Source organism: Cryobacterium zhongshanensis (assembly GCF_022760445.1).
Classification (GTDB): Bacteria; Actinomycetota; Actinomycetes; order Actinomycetales; family Microbacteriaceae; genus Cryobacterium; species Cryobacterium algoricola.
In genome coordinates, this window is sequence record NZ_JALGAR010000001.1 from 668,523 (window position 1) to 681,746 (window position 13,224).

General features: G+C 70.5%; 10 protein-coding genes. 9 read left to right on the forward strand and 1 reads right to left on the reverse strand.

Annotation, left to right across the window (positions count from 1 at the left end):
- Window positions 1-31: 31 nt before the first annotated feature.
- The 8 genes from MQH31_RS03165 to MQH31_RS03200 all read left to right on the forward strand — a co-directional run bounded on the left by MQH31_RS03165 (window position 32) and on the right by MQH31_RS03200 (window position 8,413).
- Entirely contained in the window at window positions 32-1,039 is a 1,008-nt protein-coding gene (locus tag MQH31_RS03165) for a siderophore-interacting protein (RefSeq protein WP_243010877.1), read from the forward strand.
- Window positions 1,036-2,172 carry a FecCD family ABC transporter permease gene (locus MQH31_RS03170; RefSeq protein WP_308196406.1) on the forward strand — a complete coding sequence of 379 codons (1,137 nt, stop codon included), beginning with the start codon at window positions 1,036-1,038 and terminating at the stop codon, window positions 2,170-2,172. The genes MQH31_RS03165 and MQH31_RS03170 overlap by 4 nt, the downstream gene beginning before the upstream one ends.
- A complete protein-coding gene (locus tag MQH31_RS03175) occupies window positions 2,169-3,350 on the forward strand; it encodes a FecCD family ABC transporter permease (RefSeq protein WP_243010878.1) in 1,182 nt (393 codons plus the stop codon). The genes MQH31_RS03170 and MQH31_RS03175 overlap by 4 nt, the downstream gene beginning before the upstream one ends.
- Window positions 3,347-4,300: an ABC transporter ATP-binding protein gene (locus MQH31_RS03180; protein WP_243010879.1), complete on the forward strand. Its 954-nt coding sequence runs from the start codon at window positions 3,347-3,349 to the stop codon at window positions 4,298-4,300. Before MQH31_RS03175 ends, MQH31_RS03180 begins: the two co-directional genes overlap by 4 nt.
- Before the next feature lie 46 nt (window positions 4,301-4,346).
- Window positions 4,347-5,369, forward strand: a complete 1,023-nt coding sequence (locus MQH31_RS03185) for an iron-siderophore ABC transporter substrate-binding protein (protein WP_243010880.1) — start codon at window positions 4,347-4,349, stop codon at window positions 5,367-5,369.
- Between the two features lie 303 nt (window positions 5,370-5,672).
- On the forward strand, window positions 5,673-6,569 hold the full coding sequence (locus MQH31_RS03190; protein WP_243010881.1) for an ABC transporter substrate-binding protein: 897 nt from the start codon (window positions 5,673-5,675) through the stop codon (window positions 6,567-6,569).
- 3 nt (window positions 6,570-6,572) lie between these two features.
- Entirely contained in the window at window positions 6,573-7,610 is a 1,038-nt protein-coding gene (locus MQH31_RS03195) for an amino acid ABC transporter permease (RefSeq protein WP_134535458.1), read from the forward strand.
- A gap of 50 nt (window positions 7,611-7,660) precedes the next feature.
- Complete coding sequence (locus tag MQH31_RS03200; protein WP_134535481.1) at window positions 7,661-8,413, forward strand: amino acid ABC transporter ATP-binding protein; 753 nt, start codon at window positions 7,661-7,663, stop codon at window positions 8,411-8,413.
- Window positions 8,414-8,442: 29 nt separating this feature from the next.
- On the opposite strand, the gene hrpA is transcribed toward MQH31_RS03200, so the two are convergent.
- Window positions 8,443-12,378 (reverse strand): ATP-dependent RNA helicase HrpA, encoded by a 3,936-nt coding sequence (gene hrpA / locus MQH31_RS03205; RefSeq protein WP_243010882.1) that lies wholly within the window; start codon window positions 12,376-12,378, stop codon window positions 8,443-8,445.
- Between the two features lie 90 nt (window positions 12,379-12,468).
- On the opposite strand from hrpA, the gene MQH31_RS03210 reads away from it, so the two are divergent.
- On the forward strand, window positions 12,469-13,224 hold the full coding sequence (locus tag MQH31_RS03210) for a helix-turn-helix transcriptional regulator (RefSeq protein ID WP_243010883.1): 756 nt from the start codon (window positions 12,469-12,471) through the stop codon (window positions 13,222-13,224).

The window sequence follows — 13,224 nt, forward strand, 5'->3', positions numbered from 1 at the left end:
ACGCGCGGCCCCGGGATGTCATACTTAGGTAATGCTTACCTTACCCAGCACCGAGGTGACCGACGACACCGTGCTCCCCGACGCACGCCCCGGCTACCGGCCGTACCGGGCGACGGTCGCGGGCATCCGGCGCCTGAGTCCGCACTTCGTGCGGGTGACCTTCACCGGCCCCGAGTTCGAGCACTTCGGCACGGCCGGACTCGATCAGCGGATCAAGCTCGTCCTGCCGATCCCCGGCGTCGGCCTCGCCGATTTCGGTGCGGACGAGCAGCATGACCACCCTGCCTCGACCGGCACCGGCTGGTATGACCGCTGGCGTGCCCTCCCCGAGGCGGAGCGCAACCCGTTCCGCAGCTACACCGTGCGCAGCGTGCGCCCGCACCTCCGCGAACTCGACGTCGACTTCGTCTCCCACGGTCCGGCGGATGCCGCCGGTTCCGGCTCCGGGGTCGGCCCCGCCTCCCGCTGGCTCGCCGCGACCCAGGTCGGCGAGCACGTCGTCATCGTCGGGCCGGACTCCCGCAGCCGCGACGCCGGCCTCGGCCTCGACTGGCGCCCCGGCGACGCGACCTACCTGCTCCTCGCCGGCGACGAGACCGCGGTCCCCGCGATCTGCGGCATCCTCGATGCGCTGCAGCCCGGGCGCACGGCGCACGCCTTCCTCGAGGTGCCCGATGCCGCGGACCAGCTCGACGTGCGGGTCCCCGACGGATGCTCGGTCACCTGGCTTCCGCGTGGCGGCGCGCCGCACGGCGAATGCCTCGACGCCGCGGTGCGCACCTGGGTCGCCGGCCACCGGGGACCCGAGGTCCCGACCGGCGCGGGCGTGAACGCGGACGAACTCGAGATCGACGTCGACCGCGAAACCCTGTGGGACACCCCGGACACGCCCCCGGGCACCGGCTTCTACGCCTGGCTCGCGGGCGAGGCCGGCGCGATCAAGCGCCTCCGCCGCTTCCTCGTGAGCGAGACCGGCGTCGACCGCCGCCGCGTCTCCTTCATGGGCTACTGGCGCCTCGGCAAGGCCGAGCCCCAGTGAGCCGCCTGGCGCATCCGTCGGAGCGCCCGGCCCCGCACCTCCCGGCCCCGAACGAATTCGACGGGGATTCTGCCCAGAAAACACCTGAGAGCGCTGTTTCGGCCCGAAAGACGGAAAAACTCCGTCGAATCGTTTCGGCTCGGCGCCCGGTCGTCGGGCTCCTCGCCGCGGCTGTGCTCCTCGTTCTCGTGATCGGCGCCTCCCTCGTGGTCGGCGCCCGTGACGTGCCCTTCGGCACCGTGCTCGACGCCCTGTTCCGGCCGGACCCCGCCGTGACCGACCAGCTGGTGGTGCTCGACCTGCGCATCCCGCGCACGATCGTCGGCCTGTTCGCCGGCCTCGCCCTCGGCCTCGCCGGCGCGCTCATGCAGGGTGTCACCCGCAATCCCCTCGCCGACCCAGGCCTGCTCGGCGTCAACGCGGGCGCGTCCCTCTTCGTCGTCGCCGGCATCGCCGTCTTCGGGGTCACGAGCGCGCTCGGCTACGTGTGGTTCGCCTTCATCGGGGCCGCGGCCGCGGCATCCGTCGTCTACGTCATCGGTTCGCTCGGACGCGGGGGAGCGACCCCGGTCAAGCTCACCCTCGCCGGCACGGCGCTCACCGCGGCGCTCACCTCACTGATCACCATCGTGCTGCTGAGCGACCCGGCGACCTTCGACCGCTACCGGTTCTGGTCGGCGGGCTCCCTCTCCGCCCGCGGCCTCGACACGGCCCTGCAGCTCGCGCCGTTCATCCTCGTCGGCGCGATCCTGGCGGCGACGGCCGGGCGGATGCTCAACGCCCTCGCCCTCGGAGACGACCTCGCCCGCGGCCTCGGCCAGAACGTCGTGGCCGCACGGATCGTCTGCTTCGTCGCCGTCGTGCTGCTCTGCGGCTCGGCGACCGCCCTCGCCGGTCCGATCGTCTTCGTCGGCCTCGCGGTGCCGCACCTCGCCCGCTGGTTCGCCGGCCCCGACTACCGCTGGACCCTCGCCCTCTCGGCGCTGCTCGGCCCGGCCCTGCTCCTGCTCGCCGACGTGATCGGGCGCGTAATCGCCCGCCCCGGCGAGATCGAGGCCGGCCTCGTCGTCGCGTTCCTCGGCGCCCCCGTGCTGATCCTGCTCGTGCGGAACACCAAGGCGGTCGGACTATGACCCCGCGCTCGCCGCACACCGCACCCGCCGCACCCGCCGACCTCGCCGAGCGTCGCCGTTCCCGCCCGGGATCGCCGGTGCACCAGGGCGCCTCGGCAGAAGCGGCGATTCTCGGTGCGGCCCGGGGGGCGCGGCGCCGCACGGAACGCCGGGTCGTGATCGTGCTCGCAGCAGCGCTGCTCGTCGTCGCCGCGCTGAGCCTGTCCGTTGGTTCATACTCGCTCTCGGTGCCCGACCTCCTCCGCACCCTCGCCGGCCAGGGCACGGGAGCCGAGAACTTCATCGTGCTGACCCTGCGGCTGCCCCGCGTCGTGCTCGCGCTCCTGACCGGCATCGCCTTCGCGCTCTCGGGCGCCCTGTTCCAGACCGTGCTGCGCAATCCGCTCGCGAGCCCCGACATCGTCGGCGTCACCGGCGGGGCGAGCGCCGCAGCGGTCCTCGGGATGCTCGTGCTCGGCTTCGGCAGCCTCGCGACCGCCTTCGCGGCCTTCGGCGGCGCGATCCTCGTCGCGACCGTCATCTACCTGCTGGCCTGGCGAGGCCGCAGCGGAGGTGCCGGCGGTGTCGCCGGCTACCGTTTCGTGCTGATCGGCGTCGGCGTCGCGTTCATGGTGCAGGGCCTGATCGGCTATCTGCTCACCCGCGCCCAACTCCGCGACGCCCAGGACGCCCTCACCTGGCTCGTCGGCAGCGTGAGCGGTGCCGCCTGGCCCGAGATCGCCGTCGTCGCGGTCGGGCTTGCGGTGCTCCTGCCGATCGTCTGGATGCTGGCCCCGCGTCTCCGCGCGCTACAACTGGGCGACGACCTGGCCACGAGCCTCGGGGTCGGCGCCGAGCGCAACCGGCTCGGACTCCTCATCGTCGCCGTCGCCCTCGCCGCGCTCGCGACGGCCATGGTCGGCCCGCTCGCGTTCGTCGCGTTCGTGTCCGCGCCGATCGCCCGCCGCCTCGCCGGAACCGGCGGGCTGAGCCTCGTGCCGGCAGCCCTGGTCGGCGCCCTGATCGTCAGTGCCGCCGACTTCGCCGCCCAGCACCTGCTCCCCGGCGGACTCCAGCTGCCGGCCGGGGTCGTCACCGGCGCGATCGGCGCGCCCTACCTGCTCTGGCTGCTCGCGACCGGCGCCGCCGGCGGCAGCGGCAGCGGCAGCGCGCGCGACAGTACCGAAGGAATCCGATGACTCACCCAGAACCGCACACTCCGGACGAGCAGACAGCGGTCCCGGCACTGTCGGGCCCGGCACTGTCGGGCCCGGCACTGTCGGGCCCGGCAGCCACCGACCCGGCCGGCCACGCGCACCACGAGCTGCGCGCCGTCGGCCTCGGCCTCGGCTACGACGGCGTCCCGATCGTCACCGATCTCGACCTCGAGATCGCCGTCGGCCGGCTCACGGTCATCGTCGGCGCGAACGCCTCGGGCAAGTCGACCCTCCTCCGCGGGCTCGCCCGCCTGCTCACGCCGCAGTCCGGCGTCGTGCTCCTCGACGGCACCGACATCGCGAAGATTCCGGGCAAGCGCATCGCGACCGTGCTCGGCCTCCTGCCGCAGCAGCCGCTCGCGCCGGAGGGCATCACCGTCGGCGAACTCGTCGGCCGCGGCCGGCATCCGCACCAGGGCTGGTTCCGCGGCACCACGGCCGCCGACGACGCCATCGTCGCCGACGCCCTCGTCCGCACCGGAACCCTCGACCTCGCCGGGCGCCGGCTCGAGGAGCTCTCCGGCGGCCAGCGCCAGCGGGTCTGGATCGCCATGGCCCTCGCCCAGGACACCGACATCCTGCTGCTCGACGAGCCGACGAGCTTCCTCGACGTGGCACATCAGATCGAGGTCCTCGACCTGCTCCTCGAACTCAACCGCACCCGCGGAACCACGATCGTGATGGTCCTGCACGACCTCAACCTCGCGGCCCGGTACGCCGACGAGATGCTCGTGATGCGCGCAGGCCAGATCATCGCCGCCGGCCCGCCCGCGCAGACCCTGACGGTCGAAACCGTCCGCTCCGCCTTCGGCCTCGACGCCCTCGTCATCCCCGACCCGGTCTGCGGTTCGCCGCTCGTCGTGCCGATCGGGAGATTCCATCGCGCGCCGACCCCGGCATCCGCTATATTAGGTAAGGCTAACCTAAGCTAGTCGAACCACGTCCCGCCCCGAGTCACCTGAGAAACCGGAGTTTCCCGTGCACCGTCCCCCCATTCGCGCGCTTGTCGCCGTCGCCGCCCTCGTCGCCCTGACCCTGACCGGCTGCTCCGCGCCCGCGCCCCAGGCAACGGATGCCGCGGCGGGCGACTCCGCCGCCGCGTCGTTCCCCGTCACGATCGAGAACGCCTTCGGCTCCACCGTGATCCCGAAGCAGCCGACGCGGGTCGTGACCTGGGGCTGGGGCAGCGCGGACGACGCGATCGCCCTCGGCGTCATTCCCGTCGCGATGCCGTTCCAGGCCTACGCCGGCGACGCCCAGGGCGTGCTGCCCTGGATCTCCGAGGCGCTCGCGAAGACCGGAACGCCGACGCCGACCGTGCTGCCCGACTCCACGGAGCCGCCGTACGAGGACATCGCCAAGGCCGCGCCCGACGTGATCCTCGCCGCGTACTCCGGCATCACCGCGGAGCAGTACGCGCTCCTCAGCAAGATCGCCCCCGTGGTCGGCTACCCGGACCAGCCCTGGGCGACGGACTGGCGCGACCTCATCACGATCACCGGAACCGCGCTCGGCAAGACCACCGAAGCCGCAACGCTTCTCGCGGGCATCGACGAGAAGATCGCAGCGGCCGCAGCGGCCCACCCCGAATTCAAGGGAAAGTCGATCGCCCTCGTGGCCGACAGCAGCGGAACGTTCTACGTCTACAAGAAGGAAGACCCCCGCGTCGCATTCACCCTCGACCTCGGCTTCGTGAACGCCCCCGCCGTCGACGCGCTGGCGACCGATCAGGCGAGCTTCTACTACACGCTCAGCCACGAGCAGCTCGACAAGCTCACGAGCGACGTGCTCGTCAACTTCGGGACGACGCAGGAGGAATCCGACGCGTTCCTCTCCGCGGGCTACGCCCAGGCCATGCCGCAGGTGCAGCGCGGCTCCGTCGCGTCTCCGGTCGGAGCGGCATTCATCTCCTCGGTGTCCCCGCCGACGGGCCTCTCGCTGACCTGGGGCCTCGACGACTACGTGACCATGCTCTCGGCCGCCGCCAAGGCCGTCGGCTAACGCCCGTCCCCGGGGTTGAGGTGCGGCCATAACACCTTCGTCGACACGGCGAGGGTGTTGTGGCCGCAACTCGGCGCTGGACCGTCAGCGAGGGCGCGGTCGCACCCGGCGTAATCTGCCCGAAACACGCCAACGGCCATACTTGATCGAGACACGTACCCCTCACGCTCGCTTTAGCTAGTCCAAAACGTGACCTGCGCACAGAATCCGCGTGGGCATCCTGTTATATGCTCACCTCTGTCGCTCACCGTTTACGGACTCAATGACGAACCCCTGACACCGACAACAAAGAAGGTTCCGCATATGCGCGCTCGATTCTTACTCCCCGCCGTCGCCGCCGCGGCCGCCCTGATGCTCTCCGGCTGCGTCGATAACTCGACGCCCTCGACCGGCTCGACCGGCAGCGCCTCGGCAGCAGCGATCACCAAGGACGCCGCGGCCGCCGCGCTCGTTCCCGCCAAGATCGCGTCGTCCGGCAAGCTCATCGTCGGCAGCGACCCGACCTACGCCCCGAACGAGTTCAAGGATGAAGCAGGCAAGCCCACCGGCTGGGGGATCGAGATCGCGAGCGCGGTCGCGACCAAGCTCGGGCTGACGGCCGAATTCCAGGTCGCCAAGTTCGACAACATCATCCCGTCCGTCGCTGGCGGCAAGGCCGACATGGGCGAGTCCTCGTTCACGGACACCGCCGAGCGCGAGAAGCAGGTCGACTTCGTCAACTACTACACCGCCGGCATCCAGTGGGCATCGGCCAAGGACAAGACGGTCGACCCCGACAACGCCTGCGGCATGAAGGTCGCCGTGCAGGCGACCACCTATGAGGACACCGACGAGGTTCCCGCCAAGAGCGACGCGTGCGTCGCGGCGGGCAAGCCGGCGATCGACAAGCTCAAGTTCGACACCCAGGATGCCGCGACGAACGCGGTCGTGCTCGGCCAGGCCGACGCGCTCAGCGCCGACTCTCCCGTCACCCTCTACGCGATCGCGCAGACCAAGGGCAAGCTGCAGCTCGCGGGCAAGACCTTCGACGTCGCACCGTACGGAATGGTCGTCGCCAAGGGCTCTGACCTCGGCAAGGCCGTCCAGGCCGCACTGCAGTCGATGGTCGACGACGGCAGCTACAAGGCGATCCTCGACACCTGGGGCGTCGCCGACGGCGGCATTGACAAGATCACGATCAACGCAGCCGCGAACGGCTAACCGATGAGCACGCCGAATCTGAACGGCCGGGGGGCGGGGCCCGCCTCGTCCCCGGCCGATCCGGCCGCCCCGGCCGCATCGGTTCCCATCAAAGCCATCCGGTTGCGGCACCCCTGGCGGATGGTCTTCGCGATCGTCCTGATCGTGGTGTTCGCACTGGCCATCGTCGACGCGGCCTTCCGGCCGGCGTACGACTGGCCGACGGTCGCGAAGTACCTGTTCGACCGGCGCATCTCCCAGGCCGCGCTCGTGACCCTCGAACTCACCGTCTACTCGATGGTGATCGCGATCGTCCTCGGCGTGATCCTCGCCGTGATGCGGCTGTCGCCCAACCCGGTCGTGAAGAGCCTCGCCTGGTTCTACCTCTGGGTCTTCCGCGGCACACCGGTCTACGTGCAGCTGACCATCTGGGGCCTGATCTCGCTGATCTACTCGAGCATCGACATCGGCATCCCGTTCATGCACCCGTGGGTGTCGTTCGAGACGAACGCCGCACTCAGCACGTTCGCCCTCGCGGTGATCGGCCTCTCCCTCAACGAGGCCGCGTACATGGCCGAGATCGTCCGTGCCGGGCTCCTCGCCGTCGACCGTGGCCAGGAAGAGGCCGCGACCGCGCTCGGAATGAGCTGGTCGCAGACGATGACCCGCGTCATCCTGCCGCAGTCGATGCGGGTGATCATCCCGCCGACCGGCAACGAGGTCATCTCGATGCTCAAGACGACGTCACTCGTCACGGCGGTGCCGTTCAGCTTCGACCTGTTCGCCCGCTCCCGGGACATCTCCGCCGAGACCTTCAACCCGATCCCGCTGCTCATCGTCGCATCGATCTGGTACCTGTTCTTCACCTCGATCCTGATGGTGGGCCAGTACTTCCTCGAGAAGCGTTTCGCCCGCGGCATCGGCGACCGTCAGCCGGACAAGAAGGGCGGCGGGTCCAACCCCGAGCCGATCACGGGCGTCACGGTCGTGCCCGAGTCCGAACAGGCGCCGGCGACCCGCTCGACCCGAGAACCCGGAACCGGCCAGGGAGGCCCCTCGTGAGTGACATGACCACGCCGGGCGCGGCATCCGCTGACCGCGGATACGTGCCGATGGTGCTCGCCGAGCAGGTCTCGAAGAGCTTCGGCTCGCACGAGGTGCTCAAGAGCATCTCCCTCGAGGTCAAGCGCGGCGAGGTGATGTGCCTCGTCGGGCCGAGCGGGTCGGGCAAGTCGACGTTCCTGCGCTGCATCAACCACCTCGAGGTGCTCTCCGCCGGTCGGCTGAGTGTCGACGGCGAGCTGATCGGCTACCGCGAGACCAGCGGCAAGCTCTACGAGATGGCGCCCAAGGAAGCGGCGAAGCAGCGCAGGGATATCGGCATGGTGTTCCAGCGCTTCAACCTGTTCCCGCACATGACCGCACTCCAGAACGTAATGGAGGCGCCGCTGCGGGTCAAGGGACTGCCCAAGGCGCAGGCCGAGCGCACCGCGCGCGACTTGCTCGCCCGGGTGGGACTCGCCGAGCGCGCGGACTACTATCCCGCGCACCTCTCCGGCGGCCAGCAGCAGCGCGTCGCGATCGCCCGTGCCCTCGCGATGGAACCCAAGTTGATGCTCTTCGACGAGCCGACGAGCGCGCTCGACCCCGAACTCGTCGGCGAGGTGCTCGACGTGATGAAGGGCCTCGCCAAGGAGGGCATGACCATGATCGTGGTCACCCACGAGATGGGCTTCGCCCGCGAGGTCGGTGACTCGCTCGTGTTCATGGACGGCGGCGTCGTCGTCGAGTCCGGCGATCCCGAGCTCGTGCTGAGCAACCCGCAGCACCGCCGCACCCAGGCGTTCCTCTCCAAGGTGCTCTAGTCATCCGCTGACCCCGGCGGATGTCGGGGTCAGCTGGTGAGGACCTTGTGGATCCGCTGCAGCGACACCGATTCCGCGGCCTTGAGCTCCTGGGCGAAGAGGCTGATCCGCAGCTCCTCGATCATCCAGCGTGCGCGCACGAGGTTCGCCGCCGTGCCGGGGGCCAGTGGAATCCGGCCGCCGGCCGCTTCGTAGCGGGCCGTTGCCGACTGGCTCTCGTTCATCCAGACCCGGTCGCGGCTGGGGTTGTCGCCGAGTTTCACGATGCGTGAACTGATGCCGCCGAGGTAGCGCGGCAGGTGGCGCAGCTGGGCGAGGCCCGTCGCGCTCACGAAGCCGGGGTAGATCAGCCCGGCCAGCTGGGAACGGGCATCCGTCAGTGCGGGCAGCAGCGCCATGCTCGTCGAGGCCTTGAGCGCCTTGTCTGCGGCCCGGGACGCGGTGAGGATGCGGGCGACGAGTCCGACGGCCTCGAACATCGAGTCCATCAGCACCCCGGACACCCGGTCCCGGATCGAGTCGAACTCGGCCTTCATGAAGACCTGGCCGCTCGGGTTCACCCGGAACAGCACCTCGTCGACGCAGGCCGCGAGGCAGTCGTCGAAGAGCGCCTGCGTGGTGCGGTACGGGCTCGTGGCGAGGCTCAGCTTCTCCGCCCCGGTCAGGTGCTGCTGCACGTACGCGACCGGAGACGGCGTCGCGAGCAGCAGCAGCCGGCGCACGCCGCCCGGCAGCGTGCTCGCCTGCTCCGCGGCGGTGCTCATCATCCGGATCGCGACGCTCGTGCCCTCGTCGACGAGGGTCGGGTAGCCGCGAATCGTGTTGTCGCCCTGCTTGGTGTCGATGAACCGGGGAAGCTCGGCGAAATCCCAGGTGGTGAGGCCGCCGCGCTCGATCGCGTTGACGGGCGTGGCAGCGGATGCCGCCGCGACGCTCTCCCGGGCCCGGGAACCGAGCCGGCGCTGGAGTTCGCCGAGGTCCTTGCCGGAGGCCATCGCCTGGCCGCGGTCGTCGACGACCCGGAAGGTCATCCGGAGGTGCGCCGGGATCCTGGCGAGCTCGAAGTCGCCCGGCGAGACCGGAACGTAGGTCAGCTTCTGGATCAGGCCGGCGAGGATCTCGGTGAACGGGGTCGCCTCCGGTTCGAAGCCGGCGCCCGTGCCGAAGCCCGCGCCCGAGCCGAGCCGGGCGCCGATGCTCGTCCCGCCGAGGCCGCCGGCGTCCTTCGCGGTGCGGGGCTCGCCGGGCGCAGGAGGCAGCTCGGTGAGCAGCCGGGCCGCCCAGTCGGCGGCGGGCACGACGTTGCGACGGATGCTCTTCGGCAGCGACTTGATCAGCGCGGTCACGAGGTCGGCGCGGAGACCGGGCACCTGCCAGTCGAAACCGGCGGGGGAGAGCCGGGCCAGGAGGGCGAGCGGGATCAGGGCGGCGACACCATCGTCATCCGCCCCCGGCTCGAAGCGATACGAGAGGTGGAAGCGCTGGTCGCCCTGGTGCCAGGTCGGCGGGAACACGGCCTCGTCGATCTCGGGGGTCGCCTCGTCGGGAACGAGCGCCTCCGCGGTCATCGTGAGCAGGTCGGGCGTCTCGGCGCGCGCCTTCCGCCACCACGTCTCGAAGGTGCGGGTCGAGCACACCTCGGCGGGGATGCGGCGCTGGTAGAACTCGAAAACGGCCTCGTCGTCGAAGAGGATGTCGCGGCGCCGGGTGCGCTCCTCGAGCTCGGCGAGTTCCTTCCGCAGCTTCGTGTTGGCCCGGTCGAACGCGGTCACGCGCTGGTCGACGCGGTCGAGGTCCCACTCGCCGTCGACGAGGGCGTGCCGGATGAAGAGTTCCCGGGCGTACGCCGGGTCGACCCGGGAGAACTGGATGCGGCGGCGCGGCACGATCGGCACCCCGTAGAGGGTGACCCGCTCGTAGGCGACGACGGAGCCCTGCTTCTTCTCCCAGTGCGGCTCGGAGTAGCTGCGCTTGCAGAGGTCTCCGGCGAGCGGCTCGGCCCAGGCCGGGTCGACGACGGCGTTCATCCGGGCGAACAGCCGGCTGGTCTCGACGAGTTCCGCGCTCATCACGGCGTTCGGCTGCTTCTTTGCGAGCGCAGAGCCGGGGAAGATCACGAACCGCTGCTGGCGGGCGCCGATGTAGTCCTTCTTCGCGACGTCCTTGAGGCCGATGTGCGAGAGCAGCCCGGCGAGCAGGGAGCGGTGGATGCCGTCGGGGTTCACGGCCGGGTCGCCGATGTGGAGGCCGAGCGGCTTTGCCATCTGGCGGAGCTGCTTGTAGACGTCCTGCCACTCGCGCACCCGCAGGTAGTTCAGGAACTCGTTCTTGCAGAGCCGGCGGAAGGCGCTCGAGCCGAGCTCCTTCTGCTTCGTCTCGAGGTAGTTCCACAGGTTGAGCAGGCCGAGGAAGTCGCTCGTCGGGTCGGCGAAGCGCGCGTGCTGCTGGTCGGCCTGCGCGCGCCGCTCGAGCGGCCGCTCCCGCGGGTCCTGGATGGTGAGGCCGGCGACGATCGCCATCACCTCGCGGCTCGTGCCCTGGGTCTTCGACTCGATGACCATCCGCCCGAACCGGGGGTCGATCGGCAGCTTCGCGAGCTGCTGCCCGATCCGGGTGAGCTTGGAGACCCCGCCGCTCGCGTTGCTGACACCGCTGCCCGGAGCAACCGCGCCGAGTTCGGCGAGCAGGTCGAGGCCGTCCTTGATCCCGCGGGAATCGGGCGGGGTGAGGAACGGGAACGCGGCGATGTCGCCGAGGCCGAGGGAGATCATCTGCAGGATCACGGCGGCGAGGTTGGTGCGCAGCACCTCGGGCTCGGTGAATTCCGGGCGGCGGCCGAAGTCCTCTTCGGAGTACAGCCGGATCGCGATGCCGTCGCTCGTGCGGCCGCTGCGCCCGGAGCGCTGGTTTGCTGAGGCCTGGCTGATCGCCTCGATCGGCAGTCGCTGCACCTTCGAGCGCACGCTGTACCTGCTGATCCTCGCGGTACCGGCATCGATGACGTAGCGGATGCCCGGAACGGTCAGGCTGGTCTCGGCCACGTTCGTCGCGAGCACGATCCGGCGCCGGACCCCCGCGACGGTCGAGGGCTGGAAGACCTTGTGCTGGTCGGCGGAGGAGAGCCGGCCGTAGAGCGGCAGCACCTCGGTCGGGCTCGTACGGTCGCCGCTCGCGAACTTGCCCTGCAGGGCATCCGCTGCGTCGCGGATCTCGGTCTCGCCGCTCAGGAAGACGAGCACGTCGCCGTTCGATTCGCGTTCGAGCTCGTCGAGCGCGGCCGAGATGCCCTCGATGTAGTCGCGGTCGACGGGCGGTGTCGACGCGGGCTGGTCTTCGTCGTCGTCGTCGGCCATTGCCTCGGCGACGAGTGGGCGGTACCGGATCTCGACCGGGTAGGTGCGCCCTGAGACCTCGATGATCGGGGCGGGGGTGCCGTCTGCGGCGGCGAAGTGCTCGGCGAAGCTCTGCGGGTCGATCGTCGCGGAGGTGATGATGACCTTGAGGTCTGGCCGCTGCGGCAGCAGCTGGCGCAGGTAGCCGAGCAGGAAGTCGATGTTGAGGCTGCGCTCGTGGGCCTCGTCGATGATGATCGTGTCGTACTTGCGCAGCATCCGGTCGCGGTGCATCTCATTCAGGAGGATGCCGTCGGTCATGAGTTTGATCTTGGTGTCGGGCCCGACCTGGTCGGTGAACCGCACCTGGTAGCCGACGACCTGGCCGACCTCCTGGCCGAGTTCCTCGGCGATGCGCTCGGCGATCGTGCGGGCCGCGAGCCGGCGCGGCTGGGTGTGGCCGATGCTCGTGCGCCCGAGTTCGAGGCAGATCTTCGGAATCTGGGTGGTCTTGCCCGAGCCGGTGGCGCCCGCGATGATGACGACCTGGTTGTCGCGGATGGCGCGCGCGATATCCTCACGGCGTTGGCTGACGGGGAGTTCGGGCGGGAAGGTGATGACAAGGGGAATCATGAGCATTCCATCGTAAGACTTCCGGGTGTCGACTGTGCGCGCGGGCGCTCCCGGCCTGGCGCTTAAACCGGAGACTGTTAAGCTCAAACCATGTCAGAGGGACAGGGAATCGGCGACCGGCACGCGGCCCTCGCCTCGGATGCGCGCCGCCGGGTGCTCGAACTGATCGCGGGAGCCCGCGAGCCCGTCGACGCCACCGCCGTCGCCGCGAGCATCGGCCTGCACGTGACGACCGCGCGCTTCCACCTCGATCAGCTCGAGGGTGCCGGCCTGATCCGCCGTGCCGTCGACCGCACCGGGATCCGCGGGCGTCCGCGCATCCTCTTCACCGTGAACCCCGCCGTGCGCGAAGACGGCGTGCAGCGGCTGCTCAGCCACGCCCTCGTCGGAGCCCTCGCCGAGGACGACGACGGCGGCCGGGCCCGGGCGATCCGCGCCGGCGAACGCTGGTCGGCCGCCTTCGACCCGGAGGCCCGGGAGAGCGAACCCGGCACCGGCGCCGCGGGCGGCGCGAGCGACCTGGGTCCGCTCGTGCGCATCCTCGACGGCCTCGGCTTCGACCCGATCGCCCAGTCACCTGCCGCGTCTCCCGTCGAGCCGGCGTCGCCGACTGCGACGGATGCCCGCGACGGCCTGGTCGTCGAGCTCCGGGCCTGCCCCTTCCGCGACGAGGCCCGGCACACGCCCGCGGTGGTGTGCTCGCTGCACCTCGGCCTGATCCGGGGCATCGCCCGCTCCGGAGGCCACGACCCCGACGACGTGGAGCTGCGCCCCTTCGTCCGTCCCGAGTTGTGCGAGGTGCGCCTTCGCGGCGACTGGGTGCCGGTCGACTCGTCCGGGAAGTAG

Bases quoted from the DNA above. Each gene is read 5' to 3' on its own strand.
- MQH31_RS03165 (WP_243010877.1), top strand. From the start codon at position 32: ATGCTTACCTTACCCAGCACCGAGGTGACCGACGACACCGTGCTCCCC.
- MQH31_RS03175 (WP_243010878.1), top strand. From the start codon at position 2,169: ATGACCCCGCGCTCGCCGCACACCGCACCCGCCGCACCCGCCGACCTC.
- MQH31_RS03180 (WP_243010879.1), top strand. From the start codon at position 3,347: ATGACTCACCCAGAACCGCACACTCCGGACGAGCAGACAGCGGTCCCG.
- MQH31_RS03195 (WP_134535458.1), top strand. From the start codon at position 6,573: ATGAGCACGCCGAATCTGAACGGCCGGGGGGCGGGGCCCGCCTCGTCC.
- MQH31_RS03210 (WP_243010883.1), top strand. From the start codon at position 12,469: ATGTCAGAGGGACAGGGAATCGGCGACCGGCACGCGGCCCTCGCCTCG.
- MQH31_RS03200 (WP_134535481.1), top strand. From the start codon at position 7,661: ATGGTGCTCGCCGAGCAGGTCTCGAAGAGCTTCGGCTCGCACGAGGTG.
- hrpA (WP_243010882.1), bottom strand. From the start codon at position 12,378: ATGATTCCCCTTGTCATCACCTTCCCGCCCGAACTCCCCGTCAGCCAA.
- MQH31_RS03190 (WP_243010881.1), top strand. From the start codon at position 5,673: ATGCGCGCTCGATTCTTACTCCCCGCCGTCGCCGCCGCGGCCGCCCTG.